Annotated in this window: 24 protein-coding genes and 1 pseudogene; 11 read left to right on the forward strand and 14 right to left on the reverse strand. The window is 74.6% G+C overall.

Annotation, left to right across the window (positions count from 1 at the left end; all coding sequences use genetic code 11):
• Positions 1-104 precede the first annotated feature (104 nt).
• Entirely contained in the window at positions 105-1,070 is a 966-nt protein-coding gene (locus tag ACSLTV_RS19490; protein ID WP_435612554.1) for a TauD/TfdA dioxygenase family protein, read from the forward strand.
• 24 nt (positions 1,071-1,094) lie between these two features.
• Here ACSLTV_RS19490 and ACSLTV_RS19495 read toward each other — a convergent pair whose 3' ends face one another.
• Together ACSLTV_RS19495 and ACSLTV_RS19500 are read right to left on the reverse strand one after the other, a co-directional pair.
• The gene (locus ACSLTV_RS19495) at positions 1,095-2,651 is read right to left on the reverse strand and encodes a metallophosphoesterase family protein (RefSeq protein ID WP_435612555.1); all 1,557 of its coding nucleotides are present in this window, start codon (positions 2,649-2,651) and stop codon (positions 1,095-1,097) included.
• 127 nt (positions 2,652-2,778) lie between these two features.
• Positions 2,779-3,399, reverse strand: a complete 621-nt coding sequence (locus ACSLTV_RS19500) for an L-threonylcarbamoyladenylate synthase (protein ID WP_432135384.1) — start codon at positions 3,397-3,399, stop codon at positions 2,779-2,781.
• Between the two features lie 392 nt (positions 3,400-3,791).
• On the opposite strand from ACSLTV_RS19500, the gene ACSLTV_RS19505 reads away from it, so the two are divergent.
• Positions 3,792-5,267, forward strand: a complete 1,476-nt coding sequence (locus tag ACSLTV_RS19505) for a helix-turn-helix domain-containing protein (RefSeq protein WP_432135383.1) — start codon at positions 3,792-3,794, stop codon at positions 5,265-5,267.
• A gap of 173 nt (positions 5,268-5,440) precedes the next feature.
• On the opposite strand, the gene ACSLTV_RS19510 is transcribed toward ACSLTV_RS19505, so the two are convergent.
• The 7 genes from ACSLTV_RS19510 to ACSLTV_RS19540 form a co-directional block, all read right to left on the reverse strand.
• A complete protein-coding gene (locus ACSLTV_RS19510) occupies positions 5,441-6,658 on the reverse strand; it encodes a cytochrome P450 family protein (RefSeq protein ID WP_435612556.1) in 1,218 nt (405 codons plus the stop codon).
• Entirely contained in the window at positions 6,655-7,893 is a 1,239-nt protein-coding gene (locus ACSLTV_RS19515; protein WP_432135381.1) for a cytochrome P450, read from the reverse strand. Before ACSLTV_RS19515 ends, ACSLTV_RS19510 begins: the two co-directional genes overlap by 4 nt.
• Complete coding sequence (locus tag ACSLTV_RS19520) at positions 7,890-8,549, reverse strand: GTP-binding protein (RefSeq protein WP_432135380.1); 660 nt, start codon at positions 8,547-8,549, stop codon at positions 7,890-7,892. Before ACSLTV_RS19520 ends, ACSLTV_RS19515 begins: the two co-directional genes overlap by 4 nt.
• The gene (locus tag ACSLTV_RS19525) at positions 8,524-8,883 is read right to left on the reverse strand and encodes a DUF742 domain-containing protein (protein WP_432135379.1); all 360 of its coding nucleotides are present in this window, start codon (positions 8,881-8,883) and stop codon (positions 8,524-8,526) included. Before ACSLTV_RS19525 ends, ACSLTV_RS19520 begins: the two co-directional genes overlap by 26 nt.
• Positions 8,880-9,302 (reverse strand): roadblock/LC7 domain-containing protein, encoded by a 423-nt coding sequence (locus tag ACSLTV_RS19530; RefSeq protein WP_432135378.1) that lies wholly within the window; start codon positions 9,300-9,302, stop codon positions 8,880-8,882. The genes ACSLTV_RS19525 and ACSLTV_RS19530 overlap by 4 nt, the downstream gene beginning before the upstream one ends.
• Positions 9,299-10,771: an ATP-binding protein gene (locus ACSLTV_RS19535; RefSeq protein ID WP_432135377.1), complete on the reverse strand. Its 1,473-nt coding sequence runs from the start codon at positions 10,769-10,771 to the stop codon at positions 9,299-9,301. The genes ACSLTV_RS19530 and ACSLTV_RS19535 overlap by 4 nt, the downstream gene beginning before the upstream one ends.
• Before the next feature lie 717 nt (positions 10,772-11,488).
• Positions 11,489-11,956: a hypothetical protein gene (locus ACSLTV_RS19540; protein ID WP_432135376.1), complete on the reverse strand. Its 468-nt coding sequence runs from the start codon at positions 11,954-11,956 to the stop codon at positions 11,489-11,491.
• Between the two features lie 199 nt (positions 11,957-12,155).
• Between ACSLTV_RS19540 and ACSLTV_RS19545 the strand changes: the two genes are divergently transcribed.
• On the forward strand, positions 12,156-12,389 hold the full coding sequence (locus tag ACSLTV_RS19545) for a hypothetical protein (protein ID WP_432135375.1): 234 nt from the start codon (positions 12,156-12,158) through the stop codon (positions 12,387-12,389).
• 109 nt (positions 12,390-12,498) lie between these two features.
• Here the strand turns inward: ACSLTV_RS19545 and ACSLTV_RS19550 are convergent.
• Positions 12,499-12,633: pseudogene (locus tag ACSLTV_RS19550) on the reverse strand (DUF2201 family putative metallopeptidase); the annotation flags it as partial.
• Between the two features lie 51 nt (positions 12,634-12,684).
• Here ACSLTV_RS19550 and ACSLTV_RS19555 point away from each other — a divergent pair.
• On the forward strand, positions 12,685-13,137 hold the full coding sequence (locus tag ACSLTV_RS19555) for a flavodoxin family protein (protein ID WP_432135374.1): 453 nt from the start codon (positions 12,685-12,687) through the stop codon (positions 13,135-13,137).
• Positions 13,138-13,158: 21 nt separating this feature from the next.
• Here ACSLTV_RS19555 and ACSLTV_RS19560 read toward each other — a convergent pair whose 3' ends face one another.
• Positions 13,159-13,635: a hypothetical protein gene (locus ACSLTV_RS19560; protein ID WP_432135373.1), complete on the reverse strand. Its 477-nt coding sequence runs from the start codon at positions 13,633-13,635 to the stop codon at positions 13,159-13,161.
• 179 nt (positions 13,636-13,814) lie between these two features.
• Here ACSLTV_RS19560 and ACSLTV_RS19565 point away from each other — a divergent pair, with 179 nt between their 5' ends.
• The gene (locus ACSLTV_RS19565) at positions 13,815-14,642 is read left to right on the forward strand and encodes a chitosanase (RefSeq protein ID WP_432135372.1); all 828 of its coding nucleotides are present in this window, start codon (positions 13,815-13,817) and stop codon (positions 14,640-14,642) included.
• Between the two features lie 223 nt (positions 14,643-14,865).
• Entirely contained in the window at positions 14,866-18,240 is a 3,375-nt protein-coding gene (locus ACSLTV_RS19570) for a pyruvate carboxylase (RefSeq protein WP_432156980.1), read from the forward strand.
• 5 nt (positions 18,241-18,245) lie between these two features.
• On the opposite strand, the gene ACSLTV_RS19575 is transcribed toward ACSLTV_RS19570, so the two are convergent.
• Positions 18,246-19,280, reverse strand: a complete 1,035-nt coding sequence (locus ACSLTV_RS19575) for a DUF6745 domain-containing protein (protein ID WP_435612592.1) — start codon at positions 19,278-19,280, stop codon at positions 18,246-18,248.
• A 68-nt stretch (positions 19,281-19,348) separates the two neighbouring features.
• Positions 19,349-19,675 (reverse strand): hypothetical protein, encoded by a 327-nt coding sequence (locus ACSLTV_RS19580; RefSeq protein WP_432135370.1) that lies wholly within the window; start codon positions 19,673-19,675, stop codon positions 19,349-19,351.
• Between the two features lie 163 nt (positions 19,676-19,838).
• On the opposite strand from ACSLTV_RS19580, the gene ACSLTV_RS19585 reads away from it, so the two are divergent.
• The 5 genes from ACSLTV_RS19585 (at position 19,839) to ACSLTV_RS19605 (ending at position 25,234) form a co-directional block, all read left to right on the forward strand.
• Complete coding sequence (locus tag ACSLTV_RS19585; protein ID WP_432135369.1) at positions 19,839-20,801, forward strand: STM4015 family protein; 963 nt, start codon at positions 19,839-19,841, stop codon at positions 20,799-20,801.
• 99 nt (positions 20,802-20,900) lie between these two features.
• Complete coding sequence (locus ACSLTV_RS19590; protein WP_435612593.1) at positions 20,901-22,103, forward strand: STM4014 family protein; 1,203 nt, start codon at positions 20,901-20,903, stop codon at positions 22,101-22,103.
• Between the two features lie 64 nt (positions 22,104-22,167).
• Positions 22,168-22,998 (forward strand): STM4013/SEN3800 family hydrolase, encoded by an 831-nt coding sequence (locus ACSLTV_RS19595; protein ID WP_432135368.1) that lies wholly within the window; start codon positions 22,168-22,170, stop codon positions 22,996-22,998.
• Positions 22,995-24,326 carry an STM4012 family radical SAM protein gene (locus ACSLTV_RS19600; RefSeq protein ID WP_435612557.1) on the forward strand — a complete coding sequence of 444 codons (1,332 nt, stop codon included), beginning with the start codon at positions 22,995-22,997 and terminating at the stop codon, positions 24,324-24,326. The genes ACSLTV_RS19595 and ACSLTV_RS19600 overlap by 4 nt, the downstream gene beginning before the upstream one ends.
• Positions 24,327-24,337: 11 nt before the next feature.
• On the forward strand, positions 24,338-25,234 hold the full coding sequence (locus tag ACSLTV_RS19605) for an STM4011 family radical SAM protein (protein ID WP_435612558.1): 897 nt from the start codon (positions 24,338-24,340) through the stop codon (positions 25,232-25,234).
• A 121-nt stretch (positions 25,235-25,355) separates the two neighbouring features.
• Here the strand turns inward: ACSLTV_RS19605 and ACSLTV_RS19610 are convergent, their stop codons facing one another.
• Entirely contained in the window at positions 25,356-26,069 is a 714-nt protein-coding gene (locus tag ACSLTV_RS19610) for an FAD binding domain-containing protein (RefSeq protein ID WP_432135365.1), read from the reverse strand.
• Positions 26,070-26,115: the final 46 nt, after the last annotated feature.

Here is a 26,115-nt window from a genome sequence, read left to right on the forward strand (position 1 = left end):
GACCGGTGTGCGGCGACCGTGCGACGGTGCCCTGTCGCCATCGCGCCCGTCCGCTGCCACGATCTTCCCGGAGCGGTAATCCGACCACGACCCGCGGAGCGCGCATGACGACGGACCGGGAGACAGCCGAGGAACCGACCGCGCTGGATGTGAGACCGGCCGCCGGGCACATCGGCGCCGAGATCGGCGGCGTCGACCTGGCCGGCCCGCTCGACGACGCCACGGTCGCCGCGATCAGGGCGGCCGTGCTGCGCTGGAAGGTGGTCTTCTTCCGCGGCCAGGAACTCGACCACGCCGCTCACGTGGCGTTCGCCCGCCGGTTCGGCGAGCCGGTCGTGCTCGGCCGGCGCGGCGGCGCCTCACCGGCCGACGTCCCCGAGGTCGAGACCACCGCCGACCGGCTGGAACTCGGCGGCCGGTTCGGCATGGAACACGAGGAGTGGCTGCGCCGCCGCCGGCACACCCTGCTGCGCGGCTGGCACTGCGACCACGGCGCCCGCGTCGACCCGCCCGCGGCGACCGTCCTGCGCGCCGAGACCGTCCCCCCGTACGGTGGCGACACCACGTGGGCGAACCTGGCCGCCGCGTACGCCGGACTCTCCGAACCCGTACGGCGGTTCGTCGACGGGCTGCGCGCCGAGCACCGTCTCGGCGTCGGCTACCAGGCCCGAACCGGCGACGACGCCTACCTGCGCCACCTCCTCGACCACCAGGTCGCCTCCGTGCACCCGCTGGTGCGCATCCACCCGGAGACCGGCGAACGGATCCTGTACGTCAACGGCTACTACGTCGAGCAGATCGCCGGCCTGTCGCGCCCCGAGAGCCGGGCCGTGCTCGACATGCTGCTGGAACAGGCGGTGCGGCCCGAGTACACCGTCCGCTTCCGCTGGGAGCCGGGCTCCGTCGCCTTCTGGGACAACCGGGCCACCATCCACCTCGCCCCGGCCGACACCACCCGTCTCGACGCGCCCAGGATCATGCACCGGGTGATGCTCGCCGGGGACGTGCCGGTCGGGGTGGACGGCAGTCCCTCCGAGCCGCTCGTCGGCACCGCGCCGGGCCGCTGGTGACCGGCCCGGCGCACGCCGGGGGTCTCAGGCCGCCCGGATGCCGGGCGGCGGCTCCTCACCGACCGTGGGGCCGCTCCCGGCCAACGCGATCACGACCTCGTCCTCGACGGGCGGGTCCACCTCCTGCGCCCGGTTGCCCGTGGCGGCGTAGCAGCGCAGCCGCACCGACTCGGGGGAGACGTCCACGCGCAGGAAGGACTTGAAGAACGGCGGGCTGTACGTCGCGGAGCCCGGTGAGAACAGCTGCGCGTACATCTTGCGCACCGGCAGCCGGAACCGCCTGGCCCGGCCGGGCCGACGCCCGGTGCCCAACAGGCCGGCGACCAGCCGCGTCCGCCGCGTCACCCGCGCCCCGGGGGCCGGCGCGCGGCCCGGCCGGATGCCGAGCCGCTCCTCCACCACCGCCGTCGCCTCGTCCTCGCTGAGGGCGAGGAAGCGGCGCAGCCGCAGCCGGCGGGCGTAGAGGCGGCTGTAGAAGGCCAGGGAGTCCCCGCGCAGCGGATAGCAGCGGAAGTCGTCCTCGGCCACGCCGGCGACGTCGACGCGCGGGATGGTGTGCGTGGCGTGCGTGAAGGCCCCGCCGCCGCCCGAGACGACATACTGCAGGGTGCGTCCGTCCGGCAGCCGCACCGGATAGCGCTGGTAGTTGTGGATGTCGCCGCCGATCACCGCCACGTAGCGGTGCTCCGGCGCGCGCACGATGTCGTCGACGGTGCCGCCGCCCTCGACGGGGCACGGGTGGTGCTCGCCGTCGACGTACAGCGGCGAACCCGTGATCAGGATCTTGTGGCGGGGCCCCCGGGACACCTCGCGCAGCCACGCGCCCTGTTCGGCGTCGAGCGTGCCGAGCAGCCCGGTGTCGATGCCCACGATCCGCACCGGCCCCGCGTCGATCGCCCAGTACGGCCCTGGCTGGACGGCTCGCAGAACCGGCGCGGAGCGGACCCCCCGGGCCTCGGAGAGGCGTTCGCCGTCCCCGGGGCGTGGCCGGTGCCACAGCAGGGAGCGCAGCCAGGCGCGGGTGAGCGGCCGGGGCCGCGGCTCGGCGGGCAGCGGCGGCGCGTCGTCGCAGAAAACCCGCATGAAGGCGCCGAGGCCCTCGTACCAGTCGTGGTTGCCGGGGATCGCGTAGATCGGCGCCGGATAGTCCCGGTAGGGCCGGAAGAACTTGGTGTCGTAGTCGTCGGCGCTGCCCACCGGATAGATCACATCGCTGGCCACCACCGCGAAAGCGGAGCCCTCACCGGCCGTCAGGAGTCCGGGCACCACCGCGTACTGGGGCTCGCCACCCTCGCCGGGGTCGCCGATCACCATGAAGGAGAAGCGGTCCGGGTCGTCGCGGCGGATCACCTTGTCCGCGGGCGCCCCGGCCGCCGCCCGCTGTGCCACCCACCGGGACCGGATGCGGCCGGTGGGGTCACCGAACCAGGAGGCCAGCACGCCGTTGCGGGCGGCCCACAGCAGCCGCGGGTCGAGCCAGGAGATCTTCTCGACCCGCCCCGGCATCAGCCGCCGGTAGGTGCCCCGGTCGGCGGCGCCCCAGCCGGCGCCCGCCGCGGTGTCGCGCGAGGAGTCAGACATCGGTGCACCGTAACAACGCCGCCCGGCCGGCGACACGGCGGGTGACGATCTGACCTACCGTCACCGCCGTGTCCCCGACGCTTCGTTGCCTGCGTCGCCCGGGGCGATGCCGCCGCTCCCGCCGCTCTCACTCGAACCTGGCCGTGTCCCCCGCGCCCCGCCGTACGATCTCCGCCTCGCCGCCCGAGAAGTCGATGACGGTCGTCGGTTCGGTACCGCAGTCCCCGGAGTCCAGCACCGCGTCCAGCACGTGGTCGAGCCGGTCCTTGATCTCCCAGCCCTGGGTCATCGGCTCCTCCTCGCCGGGCAGCAGCAGCGTGCTGGACAGCAGCGGCTCGCCCAGCTCCGCGAGCAGCGCCTGGGTGACCACGTGGTCCGGGATGCGCACCCCGACGGTCTTCTTCTTGGGGTGCTGCAGCATCCGCGGCACCTCCTTCGTCGCGGGCAGGATGAAGGTGTAGCCGCCCGGCGTGGACGCCTTGATCGCCCGGAACACGTCGTTGTCCACCCGCACGAACTGCCCGAGCTGCGCGAAGTCCTGGCAGACGAGCGTGAAGTGGTGGCGGTCGTCGAGCTGGCGGATGGTCCGGATCCGGTCGATGCCGTCCCGGCTGCCGAGCCGGCAGCCCAGCGCGTAGCAGGAGTCCGTCGGGTACGCGACCAGGGCGTCCGCCCGGATGGCGGCCGCGACCTGGGAGAGGGTGCGCGGCTGGGGGTTGTCGGGGTGCACGTCGTAGTACTTCGCCATCCGCCGAGCTTATGCCCCGGGCCGGGCCAGGGGCGCCCGCGAGGGCACGCGTCCCGCGTTCGGGCAGGTGGCGACGGTCCCGGGCGGCGCCGACCGGTGAGGTAACGTCCCCGACCGACGGCCCGGAACCCACCCGGGACACCGCAAAGCCACTTTGGGACGGCCCCGAGCCCCCACGGGACGGCCCGGAGCCCCCACGGGACGGCCCGGAGCCCCCTCGGGACGGCCCGGAACCACCCGGGCCCCGTACCAGCGCCGAGGAAGCCCGGGCCGCGCACCAGCGTCGGGGGACCCCGGTTCCAGCCGTGCGCCGGGCCACCAACCCGGCTCCGCACCAGCGACACAGCGACTCCAACGACACAGCGACACCAGCGACGAGGAGAGACACCCACATGCCCGGCCGGGACGACACACCCCGCCCCACGGACGCCCCCTGGGCGGAGCAGCTCCTCGACCAGCTGCAGTCGGCCGACGGTGACGTCGAGAAGGTGGTCGGCTGGCTCGCCGCCACCGTCGAGGCGGCCGTCTCGCTGCGCGACGGCACCGGAACCCTCCTCGCCGGCCCCGGCCTCCCCGCCGAACCGGGCCTGGTCGCGGACGTCGCCGGCGGCCGCCTCGCCTCCGCCGCCTGGACGGACGGGGGCCGGCACCTGCGCCTGATCCGTCTCGACCAGCCGTCCCCGGGCCCGGCCGGCGTCCTTGCCGTCTCCCGCCCGGAGCCCTTCGACCGCCGGGCCTCCGACATCGTCGCCCGCACGGCCGCCGTCCTCGCACTGCTGCTGCGTCTTCGGGACACCGCCGCCACCGGCCGGCGCCTGGAGCGCGCCACCGCGGACCTGCGGCTCGCCGTCCTGCAGCTGCTCATGGTCGAGGACACCGTCGCCGCCCGCCGGGTCGCGGCCGGCTGCTGGCCCGGCCTCCTCGACACCGACACCGCATGCGTCTACGTCGTGGAGACCCGCCCCGAGCGCCGCGACCGGCTCGCGGCCGAGTGCCTGACCGCCACCGACGACCGAGCCCTGGTGGTGCGCTGCCCGGCGATGGACGGGCATGTCATCGTCGTGGCCGTCGACGACACCGTCGCCGCGCGCCTGCGGCCCCTGCTGGAGCGGCACCCCGGCACCTTCCTCGGCGGCAGCGCCCCGGTCGGCCTCGACCGCACCGCCACCGCCTACGGGCAGGCCGTCAGCGCCCTCGCGGTCGCCCGTCACCGCACCGACAGGGCGGCCGTCTACGCCGAACGCACCCGCCCCGAACGCCTGATGGACACCGCCGCCCTGCACGGCTGGACCGCCCGCCTGCTGCGCCCGCTCGACACCCTGCCGCACCACACCCGCGCCGAGCTCCTCGCCACCACCCGCCTCGGCCTGGAGTTCACCGCGGTCGGCACCGCCAAGGTCCTCGGCGTCAGCCGCAACACCGTGCGCGCCCGCATGGAACGCGTCGAGGGGCTGCTGCGTACCGACTTCACCGACCTCGCCGCGCGCGCCGCCGTCCACCTGGCCCTCAACACCCAGGCCGTCCGCCCCGCGGAGCCGCCCGCCTCCGACGCCCCCGCGCCGGACGGACTCGGCGCCCTGCTGGCCGGACCGGCCCTGCGCGTCTGGGCGAGCGACCTGCTCGCCCGCCTCGACACCGACGCCCGCGATCTGCGCCGGACGCTGCGCGCCTGGATCGCGGCCGGCGGCAACGCCGAACGCGCCGCCCGGCGGCTGCGCGTCCACCCCCAGACCGTGCGCGAGCACGTGCGCAGCGCCGAGCCCGTCCTGGAACGCCAGCTCCTCGCCGGCGGCCGGGACCTGTACGAGGTGGTCCTCGCCCACCTGGCCCTCGGGGAGCTCGACGGCCCCGGGCTGCCGGCGCCCTGACCGGCCCGGACGGCTCCGGGCCGAACGGGGCCTTCCGGGCGGATCTGTGCACGGGTGAGTCCCGCGCCCCGCCGAGTGGGCATCGCCACGATTCACAACCCGGCCACCCGCCCCGTATGTTCGATGCGTCGGGGCGCGACCGGGGCGGGGGACCGGTCGCGCCCCGACGCGGGTCAGCCCCGCAGCCGGACCGGGACCTCCTGCCAGCCGAAGGCGATGAACGACGGCACCTGCCTGAGTTCACCGCTCTCCAGGGCCAGTTCCGGGAACCTCTCGAACAGCGCGGGCAGCGCCGTCAGGGCCTCCATCCGGGCCAGCGGGGCACCGATGCACCGGTGCACGCCGATCCCGAACGCCAGGTGGTCGTCCGCGCCGCGCGCCGCGTCGAACACGTCCGCGTCCGCCCCGTAGTGCGCCGGGTCCAGACCGGCCGCCGCGTACGTCGTGATGATGGCGTCGCCGGCCGGGATCGTCACGTCGCCCACCATCAGGTCGGACACCGCGAACCGCAGCGGCAGCGAGGCGATCGACGGGTGCACCCGCAGCGTCTCGTCCACCACCGCGTCCCAGCCGAGTTCCCCGCGCCGCACCGCCGCCAGCTGCTCGGGCCGGCGCAGCAGCGCCACCACGGCGTTGCCTATCAGGTTCACGGTCGTCTCGAACCCGGCGCCGATGACCAGCAGCAGCGTGTACAGCAGCTCCTCGTCGCTCAGCCGGTCGCCGTCCTCGTCGCGCACCCGGATCAGCTCGGTGGTCATGTCGTCACCCGGGTGCTCCACCTTGTGGGCGATCAGCCCGCCCAGCACCGCGCCGATCTGCTCCTGCACGAACGCCGCGTGCTCCGGAGTCGGGTCCGAGGTGTCCATGATGGCCGCGATCAGCCGCGCGGTCGGCTCCCGCATCCCGTCGGGCACGCCGAAGAGTTCACAGATGATCCGCATCGGCAGCGGATGCGCGAACGCCGCCTTCAGGTCCGCGGCGGCCTCGCCCGCCTCCATCGCGTCCAGCAGCTCCGCCGTGATCGCCTCGACGCGCGGCCGCAGCGCCTCGGTGCGCCGCTGGGTGAAGCTCGGCGCGACCAGCCTGCGCAGCCGGGTGTGGTCCGCGCCGTACGTGGAGAGCATGTTGACCACGCCGACCCAGCCGAGGATCCACGCCCAGGACGGGTGTTCGCCGAGCTGCGGCCACAGCCGCCAGTGCCGGCGCGGGTCCTTGCTGACCCGCGGATCGAGGATCAGCCCCCTCAGCGTGTCGTACCCGGTGGGCGCCCACGCCGGGATGCCGCCGGGCAGCTCCACCGGAACGATCGGGCCGAGGGCGCGCAGCCGGGCGGTCTCGGCCGGGATGTCGGCGCCGAACGGGTCGAGGGCGATGCGGTCGGTCACGGTCACGACGGGACTCCTGGCTGGTCGGGGGTACGGGGGCTGAAGCGGACCGGCAGCGCGGTCAGCGACCGGTGGAACGGGCCGGGCCGCCAGTCGAGCCGCTCGCGCGGCAGAGCGGGATCGAGGTCGGGCAGCCACTGGGTGAGCCGTTCGATCGCCTCGGTGACGATCAGCAGCGTGTGCTGCCTGACCGGGCAGGCGTGCGGGCCGGCGCCCCAGGACAGGTGCGAGGCGTCGTGGGGGTGCCGGGCACCGGCGGACTGCGGGCCTGCGGGACGGGCCAGCGCCCCGAAGGACACCACCACCGGGATGGCGTCCCGCAGCCACACCCCGTGGAAGGCCATGGGCTCGCGGGCGTAGTAGACGCCGTAGTTGGTCAGCGGCGTCTCGTGGTGCAGCACCTCCACCACGGCGTCCATGACGGGCCGGGCGCCGCTGGTCAGCGTCGAGTAGTAGGCGGGGTTGCCGAGGATCCGCGACAGCGTGTTCGACAGCAGGTTCGCGGTCGGCTCGTAGCCGGCGCCGAGGGTGAGGAACACCTGCCAGGTGACCTCCTCGGCGGTCAGCCCCGCCGGATGGTCCAGCAGGCGGCTCGGCAGGTCGTCACCGCGCCGCGCGGTCTTGGCGGCGATCAGCTCCAGCACGTACCGGGCGTACTCCGCCTCGCCCTCGGCGGCCTGTGCGCCGCCCTCCATCATCCGCAACAGGCCCTCGTTGAGCCGGTCACCCTGGCTGTCCGGCAGCCCGAACAGGTCGTTGAAGACCAGCGCCATCAGCGGCCGCGCGAACTCCCCGACCAGGTCGGCCTCGCCCTTCGGCCCGATCCGCCCGACCAGCAGCCGCACCGCCCGGTGCACCCGGGCGCGCAGGTCGTACGGTTCGACCAGGTCGAACACGTCCAGCAGGGTGCGCCGGTAGCGGGTGTGCGCCGCGCCGTCGGCGAACAGGGCGTTGGGCCGCCACCGCATCATGCCGAGCACCGGCGCGTCCGCGGGCACGGTCGCCTCCCAGGCGCGCGGGTCGTGCGAGAACCGCCGCGTGTCGTGCAGCACCTCCAGCGCGGCCCGCCGCTCGGTGACGACGTAGGCGGGGATGCCCGGCGCGAGCTCCGCCCAGCCGACCGGGCCCTGGGCGCGCAGTGCCGCGTAGTGGCGTTCCGGGTCCACCGCGAACGCCTCCTCCCACAGCCGCACCGGCGCCGAGCGCGAGAAGTCGTCCCGGTCCGGGGGGTAGGGGGTCATCGGGCCTCCGCCGGGGCGCGGTCGATCAGGTGGTCCACCAGCGCGAGCAGCGCGTCGACGGACGAGTCGGCGTCCCGCGCGTCGCACGTCACCATCGGCGTCTGAGCCGTCAGGTCCAGCGCGCGCCGCAGCTGGTCGTCCCGGTAGTGCCGGGGCGCGTCGGGGAAGGCGTTGAAGGCCACCGCGTACGGCAGCCCGCTGTCCTCCACCAGCCCCAGCACGTCGAACGAGGCGTCGATACGACGGCTGTCCACCAGCACCAGCGCACCGAGCGCCCCGTAGGAGATGTCGTCCCACAGCGACCGGAACCGCTCCTGGCCGGGCGTTCCGAACAGATACAGCACGACCCCGCCGGGCAGACTGATCCGGCCGAAGTCGATGGCGACGGTCGTCGTGGACTTGTCCCGGACCCCGGCCAGGTCGTCGACCTGCGCGGACGCCTCCGTCAGCCGCTCCTCGGTGTGCAGCGGGCGGATCTCCGACACCGAGTCGATCAGGGTCGTCTTGCCCACCCCGAACGGCCCGGCGACCAGGATCTTCACCAGATCCCGGGCGCTGTCGGGGAGATGGACGCCGTCGGCGGTCCCGGTGGTGCCGGAGGGACGGGCGTCGGGGCTCGGGAACGAGTCGCTAGTGCTTGAGGGCGCGCAGGCCATCGGCCACTCTCTTCAGCAGGTCGGGTTCGAAGCGTTCGGCGGGCGGAATCGGCGCGCGGGCGAGGACCAGGTCCCGGTCGGCGAGACCGGCCGCCAGCACGCGCACCGCCGACACCGGCAGCCGCAGCAGTGCCGCCGCCTCCACCAGCGCCAGCGCACCGCCCTCCAGGACGTCGAGCAGGGCCAGTTCGGCAGCGGTCAGCCCGCCGGGGACCGGCGCCTCGCCGCGCGTCAGTACCGACAGCCGCTCCAGCTGGGGGCGGCTCGGCCGGGCCACACCGCCGGTCGACAGATAGGCGGGGACCAGGGGGCGCCCGGCCGGACGGCCGGTCATGCCGGCGGGATGTCGTCGGCTCCTCGGGGGGCGGCCACCATGGCCTTCTCGCCCAGCCGTGCCACCTGGGAGTGCACCCGGTGCGCCAGCAGGTCCAGCCGCACCTCGCCGTCGCCGTAGGCGGCGACACAGGTGCCGTGGTCGGTCGGCACGATCAGCACGTATCCGTGGTCCGACTCGATGACGATCTGGCGCACCTCGGCCCCCTCGGCGTCGGCGAACGCCGCCGCCGCCGTGCGGCAGGCGCCCTGCACGGTGCTGGTGATCGCGGCCACCCGCTCGGCCGACGGCTGCGACAGCGCGTCGGTGTAGCCGGTCACCAGTCCGTCCCGGGTGAGCATCACGGCGGCCACGACGTGCGGCACCTGCAGGATCGGCTCCAGCACCCATGCCGTGTCGCCCGCGTTGCGGCTGGTCATCGAGGTGCGCCCCCTTCGTGATCGTTCTCTTCGTGCTCGTCGTCGTGCATACGGTCGGCGACCGGGTCGGGGCCGCCGGCCCGGTGGTCCCAGGGCTCCGCCGCGGCGGGGGCCGAGGCGGCCGCCGCCATGGAGCGGGCCGCCTCGGTGCCCGCCTGCAGCGCGCCGAGCGCGGCGGCGGACTCCTCCGGACGGCGGGCGGGCCGACGCGGGGCCGGCGGGCGAGGGGCGGCGGGCGACGGCGCGGACCCGCCGCGGTCACGGCGGCGCCGCTGCGGCAGCCCCCCGGAGTCGGCGACCGGCAGGTGCTCGCCGGCCCCGGTGACCTCGTCGTCGGCGCCGTGGGCGTGGGCCGCCGACGCCGGCGCCGCCGCCGGCGCGGCGGTCGGCTCGGGGGCCCGGGTGGTGCGCGGGGCGCTGGCCGCCGGAGGACGCTCGACCGGGTCGATACGGCTGAGCAGATGGCTGTCGATGCGCAGCACCGCCCGCACCCCGCCGTACGGCGACGCCGACGACACGTCGACCCGCAGGTCGAACTGGCGGGTCAGCCGCCCGATCGCGGCCAGTCCCATGCGGGGCGGGTCGCCGAGGTCGGTCAGCAGGATCGGCTCGTCGCCTGCCACCAGCCGCCGGGCCCGCTCCCGCTCGTCCTCGGTCATCCCGAGGCCCGCGTCGTCGACCGTCACGCACACGCCGTGGTGGACGTGCTCCAGGCTCACCAGCACGTCGGTGTCCGGGGCGGAGTGCCGCAGCGCGTTGTCGAGCAGCTCGGCGACGATGATCGCGACGGGCTCCACCGCGTGCGAGACGAGGGCGGTGCCGGGTTCGAGGTGGTGGTGCACCTTGACCCGGTGGTAGCCGGCCAGCCTGGCCTGGCCGCCGGTCACCGCGTCGACGACGTGCGACTCCTCGCGGGCCAGGCCAACCCAGGCGCCGCAGACCACGGCGGCGACCTGCGCCCGCCGCAGCGACTGCTCGTTCTCGTGGTCGAGCCGGAACAGCGTCTGCGCCAACTCCGGGTCGTCGTAGCGCTGCTGCAGTCCCCGCAGGGCGTCCTGGAGCCGGTACAGCGCAGCCTGGATCTCCCGGGTGGCGCCCCGCATGCCGGCCTGCGCGGCCGCGTCCACCCGGGTGCGTTGCGCGACCACCTCGGCGCGCAGCGCCGCCAGTACGTCGTCCAGCGCGGCACCGAGGGGCGTCCCCGCCGTCAACGGTTGCAGGGGACCCGGCACGTCGAGGTGCGGGTGGGCGACCTGACGGACGGCGGCGGGTACCCGGCGCGACGCCAGGTGCTCGACCTCCGCCGTGGACGCCGCGACGGTTCCGTCGAGTTGGGTGCGCAGCGCGGCGATCTCCGCGCGCTGCCGGGCCTGTTGCCGCCGTGCCCGCAGCAGACCGCCGCCGAGGGCCAGCGCGGACAGGGTGCCGGCGGCGAGGCCGCCGACGGCGAGGTCCGGTAATTGGATCATCGATACGGTTCCAGAGGATCTTCCAGGAGCGGGGCTGCCGGGGGCGGGGCGCTGACGAGCACAGTACACACCGTCATCGAACGCTCTCGCACGGTCGAGCGATACTTCGCCCGGGATGCGCCCGCCTTCTGTTCACATCTGCGGCGAGTGACCGAATTGCCTTACGGCAACGAAGAGTTGGGGTGCCCGAAATCACTCGCCCCGTTGGCCGGAACGGTACCGTGCCACGCGTGGTCCCGTCACCGGCGTACGACCATCACATCGATCCCGGCCTCCGCTCGGGGACTCCGGTCACCCGGGGCGGTGAGTGGCGCCGTACGCGCGTACCGCCGGCCCGCCCCCGGCGTTGCCCCGGCATGGACAGAACCTCCCGCCTGCGCCGCCGCCCCTCGGCGCCGCCCCGGCCCCCACCGTCGTCGAACCGGGCCCCGCGGCATGGAGCCGTGCGCCGATCTACGCCGATCTCGTCCGCGAATGGCGCGCCCAGGGGCGCACCGTCCCCGGGCAACCGGACTTCCTGCCGGTCCTGTCCACGGGTCCCGGGCCCCGCGACCGCGTCGACGAGGGCGCGCCCGCCCGCACCCGTCGCTGACTCCGGGGGCGCGACAAGGGTGCGACGGGGTGCGCCGGGGGCGGGCGTCCGCCCGAACTCGTGCCGGACGCCGGGGCCGCGAGCGGCCCGTCCGGTCCTGCCCGGCGCCGGGGCCTGCCGGGCCGTCACGCCTCCAGCGGCGGTGTCAGCACGGCCAGGGTGCCGTTGGCGCGGCGCAGTGCGGCCTCCAGTCTCGTCGGCATGTGCAGCAGCCCGCTGCCGTCCGGCGGGACGAGCCACTCCAGGCTCCGGGTGGGCCGGTACGGCGGCGGCACGGCGATCCAGGCACCCCGGCCGGAGTGCCGCACCCCCGCCCCGACCCACAGGCTGCCGGGCTCGGGCGGCAGGAAGAAGCCGACCCGGCGCGCGGCGGTGTCGACCAACGTCGGCCCCGGCAGGGGCAGCGCGGGCTGCCACAGCAGATCCAGGGCGAGCAACCCCAGCCGGTCCGGGACGCTCAGCACGTCCCAGAACCGGCCCGCCGCCAGCAGGGCGATGCCCTGACCCTGGTCCCACTCCCGCTTGCAGGCCCGGGGATCCGTCGCCGCGGCGGCGAGCCACTCCACGCCGCGGTTCCACATCGCATCGCTCATGTCCGGCTCCGTGTCCGTCCGTGCGGCCGCCTGGCATATGCATGCTGGTAGATATTTCTACGTGGCGGAAGGGGTGGCGTGGCCTGGCGTTTCGCCCTGTTTCGTTCGATGCCCGCGCCCTTGTTCGGCCCGTGCCCCGCGGGGTACCCGTCCCGCGCTGCAGCCGACGACCAAGCGCACGCAGGGAGGAGGCCCGTATATGGCCACCGGTACCGAGACCGGCGATGTGATCGGCACCCGGGACAAGGACTACAACCTGATCTGGTACGTCGAGGCGTGCCTGGACAACGCGCTCCGCCTGGAGACGTACATCCAGGATGCCGAGCGCACCGACGACTCCGAGCTGGCGGACCTGTTCCGCAAGGCTCAGGCGGACAGCCGCAAGGGCGCGGAGCTGGGCAAGGATCTGCTGCGTTCCCGCCTCACCGGCTGACCCGCCGGTCGAGGACCCGGGCTCGTGCACGGGCCCGGGTCCTCGCACGTCCGGCCTCCGGGCGGGCCGCTGCGAACGGCCGAGCCACGGCCGGCCGTGCCGACCGCCTCCGGGGGGACAGGCCCCCCACCGTCCGCCAAGGCGGCCGGGCGGCGGGCCACGGCGTCCGGCCGTCGGTCAGCGCCACCACGACGTCCGGCCGAGGCCGCGCCCGCAGTGCCCGGTCGAACCCCGCGGGCAGATCCGGGTCTTCCGGGATGCGGGCGCGGGACGGGTGGCTCTAGGGTTCGCAGACGTGGCCACCTTGCTGATCGTCCATCACACTCCCTCTCCCCACTGCCAGGCGCTGTTCGAGGCGCTCCTCGCCGGCGCGAGCGCGCCGGAGATCGAGGACGTCCGCGTGGTGCGCCGGGCGGCCCTGGCCGCCACCGCCTCCGACGTCCTGGAAGCCGACGGGTACCTGCTGGCCACCCCCGCCAACCTCGGCTACATGTCGGGGGCGCTCAAGCACTTCTTCGACCAGGTCTACTACCCGTGTCTGGACACCACCCGCGGCCGGCCGTTCGGCTACTGCGTGCACGGCGGCAACGACGTGACCGGCGCGGTGCGTGGCATCGACGCCATCACGACCGGGCTGGGCTGGCGCCGCGCCGCCGAACCGGTCACGGTGACCGGGGCTCCCACCAAGGCGGACGTCGAGGCGTGCTGGGAGCTGGGGGCGGCGGTCGCCGCCGGCCTGATGGGCTGACCGGCCGGACCCCCGGTGCGGTCAGCCCATCAGGGGCAAGGACACCGTGCGTGCCGTCCCGTCGGGCCGCTGCTCGGTGTACGTGAGGCCGATCCGGCCGTAGCGGCGCTGCTCGGGATGGGTCTTCCAGCTCTGCGGCCGGTCCAGCCGCACCGTCACCGGATAGGCGTGGAAGGTACCGGCGGCGCAGTACGGGTCGCAGTCGTTGAGCCAGTTGACGCCGGTGGCCACCGCGACGTCGGCGTCCCACCGCTTCCACCGGAGCGAGGCGAGCCGACTGTTGCCGTCGCCGCAGGCGAGGACGAACTCGCCCGGCCGCACCCGTGGGTGCCCGAGGCAGTCGACGAGTACCGTCCGGCCCGCGGCGGAGGCCGCCACGCTCGGTGCCGTGGCCCGCGCCGCGGGAGCCTTCGGAGAGGCCGTCGCCGCGCCGAGGGAGGCGGCGAGCCCGAGCGCCGCGCAGAGGGCGACCGTCGATGTCCTGGTGTGTCCGCGCATGCGCCGCTCCCCGGCCGGTCCGATCAAGTGGGCCCGGCGGCCTTCCGGCCGTCGGCACCACACCCCTCGACGCTACGACGGCCCGGCGCTCGCGACCACTCGGACGGAGCAAGGCGGTCGGAAGGGTTACGCCCCCCTTTCCAATCTGGTAGTAAAGCTTCCTAACAATTGTCGAGCGGATGGAGTACCCCGTGGTGCACACCCCCCGCCGCACGGTCCTCGCCCTCATGGGCGCGCTGACCGTGACGCCGCTGCTCGCCGGCTCACCCGCGGCTGCGACCCACGCGTCGCCCGCCGCCGTCGGCCTGGACGACCCGGCCAAGAAGGAGATCGCCATGAAACTGGTGTCGAGCGCGGAGAACTCCTCGCTCGACTGGAAGGCCCAGTACGGCTACATCGAGGACATCGGTGACGGGCGCGGCTACACCGCCGGCATCATCGGCTTCTGCTCCGGCACCGGTGACATGCTCGACCTCGTCCAGCTCTACACCGACCGCGAACCGGGCAACGTCCTCGCCCGCTACCTTCCCGCCCTGCGGCGTGTCGACGGCACCGACTCGCATGCCGGCCTGGACCCGGACTTCCCGCGCGACTGGCGTCGGGCCGCCCGCGACACCGCGTTCCAACGCGCCCAGAACGACGAACGCGACCGGGTCTACTTCAACCCGGCCGTACGCCAGGGCAGGACGGACGGCCTGCGTGCCCTCGGCCAGTTCGCCTACTACGACGCGATCGTCATGCACGGCGACGGCGACGACCCGACCAGCTTCCGCAACATACGCCGACGGGCCCTGCGCACGGCGAAGCCGCCGGCCCGGGGCGGCGACGAGACGCGGTACCTCGACGCGTTCCTGGACGCGCGCGTATGGGCGATGCGGCAGGAAGAGGCCCACAGCGACACCAGCCGCGTCGACACGGCCCAGCGCGTCTTCCTGCGCAAGGGCAACCTCGACCTCGACCCGCCGCTGGACTGGAAGGTCTACGGCGACCGCTACCACATCGGCTGACGCCCCGGAGCGGTACCACCGCCGGAATCTCGCCCCGCGGTGGTACCGCACGGCCCCGCAGCCCTCCCCGGCGCTCTCCCAGCCGTTGCCCGGCGCTCTCCGGCGGCCTCCCACGTGCCCGGACAGGGGCCGCGGACGGCCGGTGAGTGGCCCGGCTCACATGGCCATCAGCGCCGCGCACCGACACCATGGTCCCGTTCACCGGCAGGCTGAAGGGATCCGTATGTTCCGCAAGGTGCTGGTCGCCAACCGAGGCGAGATCGCGATCCGGGCGTTCCGCGCGGGCTATGAGCTGGGCGCGCGCACCGTCGCCGTCTTCCCGCACGAGGACCGCAACTCGCTGCACCGGCTCAAGGCCGACGAGGCCCATGAGATCGGCGAGCCGGGACACCCCGTGCGCGCCTATCTCTCGGTCGACCAGATCGTCGGCGCGGCCCGCCGCGCCGGAGCCGACGCGATCTACCCGGGCTACGGCTTCCTGTCCGAGAACCCCGAGCTGGCCCGGGCCTGCGAGCAGGCCGGCATCACCTTCGTCGGGCCCGGCGCCGACACCCTCGAACTGACCGGCAACAAGGCCCGCGCGGTGGCCGCCGCCCGCGCCGCGGGCGTCCCGGTGCTCGGCTCGACCGCCCCCTCCACCGACGTCGACGAACTCGTCCGCGCCGCCGACGACATCGGCTTCCCGGTCTTCGTCAAGGCCGTCGCCGGCGGCGGCGGACGCGGCATGCGCCGCGTCGAGGACCCCGCCCAGCTGCGCGAGGCCATCGAGGCGGCGTCCCGCGAGGCGGCCTCCGCGTTCGGCGACCCCACCGTCTTCCTGGAGAAGGCGGTCGTCGATCCCCGTCACATCGAGGTGCAGATCCTCGCCGACGGCCAGGGCGGCGTCATCCATCTCTACGAACGCGACTGCTCCCTTCAGCGCCGCCACCAGAAGGTCATCGAGCTGGCGCCCGCCCCCAACCTCGACCCCGCCCTGCGGGACCGGATCTGCGCCGACGCCGTGCGCTTCGCCCGCGAGATCGGCTACCGCAACGCGGGCACCGTCGAGTTCCTCCTCGACCGCGACGGCAACCACGTCTTCATCGAGATGAACCCGCGCATCCAGGTCGAGCACACGGTCACCGAGGAGGTCACCGACGTCGACCTGGTCCAGGCCCAGCTGCGCATCGCCGCCGGGGAGACCCTCGCCGACCTCGGGCTGTCCCAGGAGACCGTCACCCTGCGCGGTGCCGCCCTGCAGTGCCGCATCACCACGGAGGACCCCGCCAACGGCTTCCGCCCGGACACCGGCCGCATCACCGCCTACCGGTCCCCGGGCGGCTCCGGCATCCGCCTCGACGGCGGCACCACCCATGCCGGCACCGAGATCAGCGCCCACTTCGACTCCATGCTGGTCAAGCTCACCTGCCGGGGCCGCGACTTCACCGCCGCGATCGGCCGCGCCCGGCGCGCCGTCGCCGAGTTCCGCATCCGGGGCGTGGCCACCAACATCCCCTTCCTGCAGGCGGTGCTGGACGACCCCGACTTCCGGGCCGGGCGCGTGACCACCTCCTTCATCGAGGAACGCCCGCACCTGCTGACCGCCCGCTCCTCCGCGGACCGCGGCACCAAGCTGCTCACCTACCTCGCCGACGTCACCGTCAACAAGCCGCACGGCGAGCGGCCCGACCTGATCGACCCGGCCACCAAGCTGCCCCCGCTGCCCGACGGCGAGCCGCCCGCCGGTTCCCGCCAGCGCCTGGTCAGCCTCGGCCCGGAGGGCTTCGCCCGCTGGCTGCGCGAGTCGCCGACCATCGGCGTCACCGACACCACCTTCCGCGACGCCCACCAGTCGCTGCTCGCCACCCGGGTGCGCACCAAGGACCTCCTCGCCGTCGCCCCGACCGTCGCCCGCACCCTGCCCGGACTGCTGTCCCTGGAGTGCTGGGGCGGCGCCACCTACGACGTCGCGCTGCGCTTCCTCGCCGAGGACCCCTGGGAACGGCTGGCCGCCCTGCGCGAGGCCGTGCCCAACCTGTGCCTGCAGATGCTGCTGCGCGGCCGCAACACCGTCGGCTACACCCCCTACCCGACCGAGGTCACCGACGCCTTCGTGCACGAGGCCGCGGCCACCGGGATCGATATCTTCCGCATCTTCGACGCCCTCAACGACGTCGACCAGATGCGCCCCGCCATCGACGCCGTAAGGGAGACCGGCACCGCCGTCGCCGAGGTCGCCCTGTGCTACACCTCCGACCTGTCCGACCCGGGGGAGCGGCTCTACACCCTCGACTACTACCTGCGGCTCGCCGAGCGGATCGTCGAGGCCGGCGCCCACGTCCTGGCCGTGAAGGACATGGCCGGACTGCTGCGCGCCCCCGCCGCCGCCACGCTGGTCTCCGCGCTGCGCCGCGAGTTCGACCTGCCGGTGCACCTGCACACCCATGACACCGCCGGCGGCCAGCTCGCCACCTACCTGGCCGCGATCCAGGCCGGCGCCGACGCCGTGGACGGTGCCGTCGCCTCCATGGCCGGCACCACCTCGCAGCCGTCGCTGTCGGCGATCGTCGCCGCCACCGACCACTCCGACCGCCCCACCGGCCTCGACCTCCAGGCCGTCGGCGACCTGGAGCCCTACTGGGAGAGCGTCCGCCGCATCTACGCGCCCTTCGAGGCGGGCCTCGCCTCCCCGACCGGCCGCGTCTACGACCACGAGATCCCCGGCGGTCAGCTGTCCAACCTGCGCACCCAGGCGGTCGCGCTCGGCCTCGGCGACCGCTTCGAGGAGATCGAGGCGATGTACGCCGCCGCCGACCGGATCCTCGGCCGCCTGGTGAAGGTCACCCCGTCCTCCAAGGTCGTCGGCGACCTCGCCCTGCACCTGGTGGGCGCCGGCGTGGAACCGGAGGACTTCGAGGCGACACCGGAGCGCTTCGACATCCCCGACTCCGTCGTCGGCTTCCTCCGCGGCGAGCTGGGCACCCCGCCCGGCGGCTGGCCCGAGCCGTTCCGCACCCGGGCCCTGCGCGGCCGCGCCGACACCCGGCCGATGCCGCAGCTGACCGCCGAGGACCGCGAAGGCCTCGACAAGGAACGCCGGGCCACCCTGAACCGCCTGCTGTTCCCCGGCCCCACCCGCGAGTTCGACACCCACCGCCAGGCCTACGGCGACACCAGCGTCCTTGACAGCAAGGACTTCTTCTACGGACTGCGCCCCGCCAAGGAGTACGCCGTCGACCTGGAGCCCGGCGTGCGCCTGCTGATCGAGCTGCAGGCCGTCGGCGAGGCCGACGCCCGCGGCATGCGCACCGTGATGTCCACCCTCAACGGCCAGCTCCGGCCCATCCAGGTCCGCGACCGGTCGGCCGCCACCGACGTTCCCGTGACCGAGAAGGCGGACCGCGCCAACGCCGGGCACGTGGCGGCGCCGTTCGCCGGCGTGGTCACCCTGTCGGTCGCCGAGGGCGACGAGGTCGACGCCGGCGCCACCGTCGCCACCATCGAGGCGATGAAGATGGAGGCCGCCATCACCGCACCCAAGGCCGGCCGCGTGGCCCGGCTCGCCATCAACCGCATCCAGCAGGTGGAGGGCGGCGACCTGCTCGTCGAACTGGCCTGACCGGCTCAGGTCTCACGAACGGGCGCGTACTGCTCGGCGTCCACGCCGAACGTCCAGGCCACGCCCTCCCTCGCGGTACGGACCGTGGGCGGCACCCGCAGCCAGTAGGTGCGGTGGGTGCCGTCCGGCTCCGGCGTGGAGTTGACCACCTCCACCATCACCACCGGTTCGTCGCCCTCCAGGTCGATCCGCCACAGGACACCGGTCTCGTCCCGGTGCACCGGACGCGCCCCCGAGTCCGCCAGATATCGCTCGTAGCCGTAGAACTCCAGCATCACCCGGCGCAGTTCGGCGTTCTCCTCCTCCCGGATGCGGCGCGGGGTCAGCGTCCGAAGCTCCGCCAGGAACGCCGCCGGCACCGGCATGCCCCGCCAGGCGTGCAGGGCGAAACCGTCGGAATAGGCCAGCGCCGGGCCGTCGCCCCGGTCCAGCCGTCCCGCCTCGTCCCGGTGCAGGGTGACCGGGCGCTCGCACACCACGGCCACCTTCGCGAACGGCCACCACCAGCCCGCGCTGCGGCACACCTCCGCCAGCCCGTCGAGCGACGACCCCTCGGTGGGGAAGGCCGCAAGCCACGGCGCGTCGTGCTGACCCAGCACCGCGTCCAGCAGCACCAGCCGCACCTCGGCCGAGCCGTCCGCACCGGCCTCCTCCAGCACCCCCGCGCGGATCCGGTCCACCAGCGCCTGCGTGAGGTCCCACAGTCTGCCGCCGGTCGCCGACCAGTGCGCGGCCCAGCCCTCGGCGCCCAACTCCTCGTGCAGCCGCCGCCGCTCCCGCACCCAGGGCGCGCTGCGCACCGCCTCCCGCACCCCGGGGCCCGGGTCCACCAGGGCCCGCACCAGCGCCACCCCCTCCCGGGGCGAGGCCGCCCACACCACCCGCTCCGGCTCGGCCAGCCCGGCGTTGCGGTACGCCAGTCGGATGCCGGCCTCCGCCCGCGCCCGGTCGGCCGGCGCCGTCGAGGCCGCCCACCCGCGCCACCGCGCGACCGCGTCCAGGTCCGTCCCCCGCTGTACGTCCGCCACCCGCGTCACCATCGTCGCCTCACCCTCGATCCGCCTCTGTCCGCCTCTGTCCGTCACCCGCGACACCGTGCTGCCGGGCCTCAGTCCGCCACGATCCGCACCGAACCCGGCACGTACTCCCGCTGCCGGATCACCCGGTACCACCCCTTGGGCAGGGCGATCGCCGCGTGCTCCTCGTGCACCACCCGGCCGCCCTTGGGCAGGCGCAGCAGCATCGGCCCCAACGGCCCCGGTTCGCGCACCAGAACGCCCGGCCCGACCACCGCGTGGGCATGGCCCGTCACCTCGCCGAGCGCCAGCACCAGCCGGCCCCGACCGTCCCGCGGCTCCCCCGGAGCCCCCGCGACATGAGGCGGAACCGCCTCCTCGGCCACGGGCACGATCAGCACATCTCCCTGCCGGTACATCGGCGCTCCCCTCGACGGCGGCACACGACGCACCGCCTCCACACCGCGACCGTACGACCCGCCACTGACAACGCCCCCCGAAAGCCGCCCCGCCGCCGCGCGTTGTCAGTGGCGGTTGGTAGAACTGCGGCATCACACCGCATCCCGATCAGGAGCAGCCCCCATGACCCTCGGCGACCACCTGCAGTCCCTGCACGGGCTGCCCGCGTACACGTTCCCCGCACCGAAGGCGACGAAGGCCGACCGGCTCCCGGAACCGGCCTCCGTCGCCTGGCGCGTCACCAGCGACGTGTACGACGCCGACGAGCCGTGGGAGCAGGCCTTCGCCCGGTTCCTCGGCACCGTCGACCCCACCGGCGTCCGCGCCCTGATCGTCGGCGCGTGGCAGGAGGCCTACGACACCGACTCCTCCTCCGTGATCGAGGCGCTGCTCGCCGCCCGCGACCGGCTGCCCGCCCTGCGGGCGCTGTTCCTCGGCGACATGGGCTCCGAGGAGTGCGAGATCTCCTGGATCAACCAGACCGACGTCACCCCCCTGCTGTCGGGCTTTCCCGACCTGGAGGAGTTCGGCGTGCGCGGCGGGTCCGGGCTGGAGTTCCCCGCCCTGCGCCACGAGTCGCTGCGCACCCTGACCGTCGAGACCGGCGGACTGCCCGCGGCGGCGGTACGCGGCATCGGCGCCAGCGACCTGCCCGCCCTCGTCCACCTCGACCTGTGGCTGGGCACCCCCGACTACGGCGGCGACAGCGAGATCGCCGACCTGGAGCCCGTCCTGTCCGGCGCCCGCCTGCCCAGCCTGCGCCATCTCGCCCTGCGCAACAGCGAGATGCAGGACGCCGTCGCCGCGGCCCTCGCCGCCGCGCCCGTGGTGGCCCGGCTCGAGACGCTCGACGTGTCCATGGGCGTCCTGACCGACGACGGCGCCGCCGCGCTGCTCGGCGGGCAGCCGCTGACCCACCTGAAGAAGCTCGACCTGCACCACCACTACGTCTCCGAGCCCTTGCTGGAGCGCCTGCGGCAGACCCTGGAACCCGCGGGTGTCGAGCTGGACCTCGACCGCGCCGACGCCGACTGGGACGAGGACGACGACGGCACCGTGTGGCGCTACGTCGCGGTGGGCGAGTGACCCGCCGTGCCCGACGCACCCCCCGCGCGGCCACGGCGCACTGAAGGCTCCGGCGGCCGCACTCCCGCCCGCTCGGCCCGCCCGGCGGCCCGCTTCGCGGTGGTCGGCAACCCCGGCAACCGCCGGGTCGCGCTGTTCGCCGACGCCGTGCGCACCGCCGGACTGTCCGCGCCACGCGTCGTCGCCTGGGCGGACGTCCTTGCCGCCGGCGGCGCCGACTTCGCGCCCGAGGAGATCGTCCGGCTCGACTCCCCGGGCGAGGACGCCCACGTCGACCGGCTGCTGCGCGGCACCGACGATCCCACCCGGGTCGAGGGCTCGGCCCGCTGGTACGCCGCGTTCACCGCCGCGCTGGGTGACCTGCGCGGCGGCGTCCGCCTCGACGACCCTGCCGACCTCGCCGTGCTGTTCGACAAGCGCCGCTGCCACGCCGTGCTGCGCGAGGCCGGCGTGCCCGTCCCCGCGTCGCCCACCTCGGGGGCCGACGCGGCCCCGGTGCGCGGCTGGGACGACGTCCGCGCGCTGATGCGCGAGCACCGGATGCCCCGGCTGTTCGTGAAGCTCGCCCACGGCTCCTCCGCCTCCGGGGTGCTCGCGGTGGAGTCGGCCGGCGGTGGCCGGATTCGCGCCACCACCTCCGTCGAACTCGCCCCCGACGGACGCCTGTTCAACTCGCTGCGGATCCGGCGGTACGACGACGAACGGAACATCGCGGCCATCGTGGACACCCTCGCCCCCGACGGCCTCCACCTGGAGCGCTGGCTGCCCAAGGCCGCACAGCGCGGCCGGGCGGCCGACCTGCGGGTCGTCGTGACCGCCGGACGCGCCACGCACGCCGTCGTGCGCACCAGCGCCTCCCCGATCACCAACCTCCACCTGGGCGGCCGGCGCGGCGACCTCGGCGAGGCCCGCGCCGCCCTGTCCGCGGCGGGAGCCCCCTGGACGGACGTCCTGGCCGTCTGCGAACACGCCGCGGCCTGCTTCCCGCACACCCTGAGCGTCGGCGTCGACCTGCTGCCCGCCGTGGGCTGGGGCCGCGTCGCGGTCGGTGAGGTCAACGCCTTCGGAGACCTGCTGCCCCGGCTGACCGGCCTGCCCGGCAGCGGCGCCGAGGGCCGGGACACCTACGCGGCACAGGTCGCCGCCGCGCTGCGCCGCCACGCGCCCGCCCACCACGAGCAGCACGGACACCGCTCCGACCGGCACGACCAGCACGACCAGCACGACCGGCACGACCGGCACGACCTGCACGACCTGCACGACCGGCACCATGACAGAACGGACCCCCATGCGATCGCCTGAACCGGACCCGGCGGCACCGGACATGCCCCTGCCGGACCCGTGCCCGGACCCGGACCGGCCCGACATGAACCGGATCGTAGGCAGCCACGACCTGCTGCTCGTCACCCTCGACACCCTGCGCCACGACGTCGCCGCCGAACTGGCCGCCGCCGGCCGCATCCCCCACCTCGCCCGTCATCTCCCCGGCGGCCGCTGGTCGCGGCGGCACGCCCCCGGCAGCTTCACCTACGCCTCCCACCAGGCGATCTTCGCGGGCTTCCTGCCCACCCCAGCCGCCCCGGGCCCGCACCCCAGACTGTTCGCCGCACGGTTCGCGGGCAGCGAGACCACCGCCGACGGCACCTATGTCTACGACACCCCCGACCTGGTCTCCGGCCTAGCCGCGGCCGGCTACCACACGGTGTGCATCGGGGGAGTGGGCTTCTTCAACAAGCGCGGCCCGCTCGGCTCAGTCCTGCCCGGACTCTTCCAGGAGTCCCACTGGGAGCCGGAGTTCGGCGTCACCTCGCCCACCTCCTTCGAGGCCCAGGTCGCCCGCGCCGAACAGGTCGTGCGGGAACTCCCCGCCGAACGGCGCCTCTTCCTCTTCGTGAACGTCTCGGCACTGCACCAGCCCAACTGGTTCCACCTGCCCGGCGCCACCCGCGAGGCCGGCGACACCCGGGAGACCCACGCGGCCGCGCTGGAGTACGTCGACCGGCACATCGGGCGCCTCTTCGCCGCCGCGAGCAGCAGACGCCCCTGCTTCGCCATCGTCTGTTCCGACCACGGCACCGCCTACGGCGACGACGGCTACACCGGCCACCGGCTCGGCCACCCCTGCGTGTGGACCGTGCCCTACGCGCACTTCCTCCTCCACCCCGAGCACCGCACCACCGCCGAGGCCACCCGATGACGCCCACCGTCTCCCCCTACCAGCAGTACGTCTACGCCTACCCGCACAAGACGGCCTACCGCCCGCTGCCGGACCGGCCGTCGCTGCGCAGCCTGTGGGCGGGGGAGCCCAAGGACGCCCTCTCGCTCTACGCGCACATCCCGTTCTGCGAGGTCCGCTGCGGCTTCTGCAACCTCTTCACCCGGATCGGCGCCCCGGAGGGCCTGACCACCGCCTATCTCGACGCACTGGAACGCCAGGCGACCGCCGTCCGGGAGGCCCTCGGCGACAGCGCCGAGGTGCGGTTCGCCACCGCCGCGTTCGGCGGCGGCACCCCCACCTTCCTCACGGCGGCCGAACTGGAGCGGCTGTGCGACCTCGCCGAGCACCGCATGGGCGCCGACCTGCGCGCGATCCCGCTCTCCGTGGAGGCCTCGCCCGCCACGGCCACCGCCGACCGCCTGGCCGTCCTGGCCGAGCGCGGCACCACCCGGCTCAGCATCGGCGTGCAGAGCTTCGTCGACTCCGAGGCCCGCGCCGCCGTACGCCCGCAGCGCCGCGCCGACGTGGAGGCCGCCCTCGGCCGCGTCCGTGATACCGGCATCCCGGTACTGAACATGGACCTGATCTACGGCATCGACGGCCAGACCGACGCCACCTGGCTGCACTCCCTGGACGCCGCCCTGGCCTGGCACCCGGAGGAGCTGTACCTCTACCCGCTCTACGTCCGCCCCCTCACCGGTCTGGGCCGGCGCGGGCCGGCCGCCCCGGACCCCGCCTGGGACGCACAGCGCCTGCGCCTGTACCGCCTCGGCCGCGACCACCTCCTCGCCCACGGCTACGTCCAGCACTCGATGCGCATGTTCCGCCGCGCCGACGCCCCGGCCGAGGGCCCCGACGACTACGCCTGCCAGACCGACGGCATGATCGGCCTGGGCTGCGGCGCCCGCTCGTACACCCGGCACCTGCACTACAGCTTCGACTACGCCGTCGGCATGTCCGAGATACGCGGCATCATCGACGACTACGTCTCCCGCCCCGCCGCCGACTTCGCCCGCGCCGAACACGGCCGGCGGATCGACGGGCACGAGGCGCGCCGCCGCCACCTCCTGCAGTCCCTGCTGCAGGCGCAGGGACTGCCCGTCGACGACTACCGCACCCGCTTCGGCAAGCTGCCCCACGACGACTTCGGCACCGAACTCGACCGGTTCGCCGACCGCGGCTGGCTGACCGGGGACGGCGCCCACCTCCGGCTCACCCCCGAGGGCCTGGCCCACTCCGACGCGATCGGCCCCGAGCTGTTCTCCGCGGCCGTACGGGCCGCCATGGCCCAGTACGAACGGAAGTAGGCCGTACCGCGATGGACCTCACCCTGCTCTACCGGGGCCCGCTGGCCTCCTGCGACTACGACTGCCCGTACTGCCCCTTCGCCAAGCGGCGCGACAGCACCGGGCAACTGCGCGCCGACCGCGCCGCCCTGGAGCGCTTCACCGACTGGGCCGCCGGCCAGACCGGCGACCGCCTGTCGATCCTGTTCACCCCCTGGGGCGAGGGACTGGTCCGCTCCTGGTACCGGCGGGCGCTGGTGCGGCTGTCCCACCTGCCGCACATCGCGCGGGTGGCGATCCAGACCAACCTCAGCTGCCGCACCGACTGGCTCGCCGGCGCCGACCGCGACACCCTCGCCCTGTGGTGCACCTACCACCCCGGGCAGACCCCGCACGACCGCTTCCTGGCCAAGGCCCAGGACCTCGCCGGTCAGGGCGTCCGCTTCAGCGTCGGGATCGTCGGCCTGCCCGAACACCTCGATGCCGCCCGCCGGTTGCGCGCCGAGCTGCCCGACCACGTCTACCTGTGGGTGAACGCCGCCGAGGGCCGCGCCTACGACGACGAGGAGGCCGCCCGCTGGACGGCCCTCGACCCGCTGTTCCCCTACAGCCGCCACCCCCACCGCAGCGCCGGACTGCCCTGCCGCACCGGCGAGTCGGTGCTCTCGGTCGACGGCGAGGGCACCGTCCGCCGCTGCCACTTCGTCCGCGCCGAACTCGGCAACCTCTACGACGGCTCCTACCGCGCGGCGCTGCGCCCGCGCGCCTGCCCGCTGGCGGTCTGCGACTGCCACATCGGCTACGTCCACCTGGAGACCCTGCCGCTGTACGACGTCTTCGCGGGCGGCGTCCTGGAACGCGTACCGGCGACCACGCCCCCGGTGCTCCGGGCACACCGGATCGCCGGGTCGTCCACGTCGGCCCGGTGACGGTCTTGGCGCCGCCGGTCGACCACGGCGCGCCGCGAACCCGGCGACGGACGTGCGGGGTCCGAAGGCCCCTCACCGACAGCGAGGAAGGCCCCTCACCGACAGCGAGATCGGCGCCTGCTCAGAGCCGCGCCAGCAAGCCGGTGACCTGTTCGCGCACCACCGGGCGGACGCCGCCGGAGAGCGCGCCGAGGCCGGTGCCGGCCAGCGCACCGAGCACCGCGGCGGGGTCAACATCGTCGCAGGCGACGTTCCCCGTGTGGACCTCGTAGCCGTCGCGGACGGCGACCCGGAGCCGGCGCCCCCCGTCCTCGGCGTGCACGGCGGCGGCGACGACCACCGGCGGCGGGCCGCCCACCTCGCCGGGCTCCTTGTGGTAGGCGTCGGCCAGGGGCGCGCGCCAGCGCAGGCACAACAGCACGGGACGCTTCGCGACCACCTCGGCGAGGTCCGTGTCGTAGACGCCGTTCTGGTCCAGGACGGTCGCCCGGGCGTCGAGGACCAGTGCCGGGGGCAGCAGACAGCGCAGGGAGCTGCCCACGATGTTGCCGCCGACGGTGGCCGTGCGGCGGACGGCGCCCGTGCCCACCGTGCCGGCCGCCCGGCGCAGCACCGCGGGCACCCGCTCGTCCACCTCGCTCAGCAGCGCGGCGGACCCCAGTTCCTCCGGCCCGACCACGGTGGCCTCCGGCACCTGACGCAGCGACATCACCTGCTGGGGGAACCCCTCCCGCTGGAAGGACGCCCACAGCAGCGTCGCGCCGCCGATCGGCACCACCCCCTGGGCGACGTACTCCCGGACTTCCGACACGGACGTTGGCACACGCAACAGCACGGCAGCCGACCTGCTTTCCCGGAGGGTGCGCGGTGGGGGCGCGACA

The sequence above is a fragment of the Streptomyces sp. bgisy159 genome (assembly GCF_965341775.1).
GTDB lineage: Bacteria > Actinomycetota > Actinomycetes > Streptomycetales > Streptomycetaceae > Streptomyces.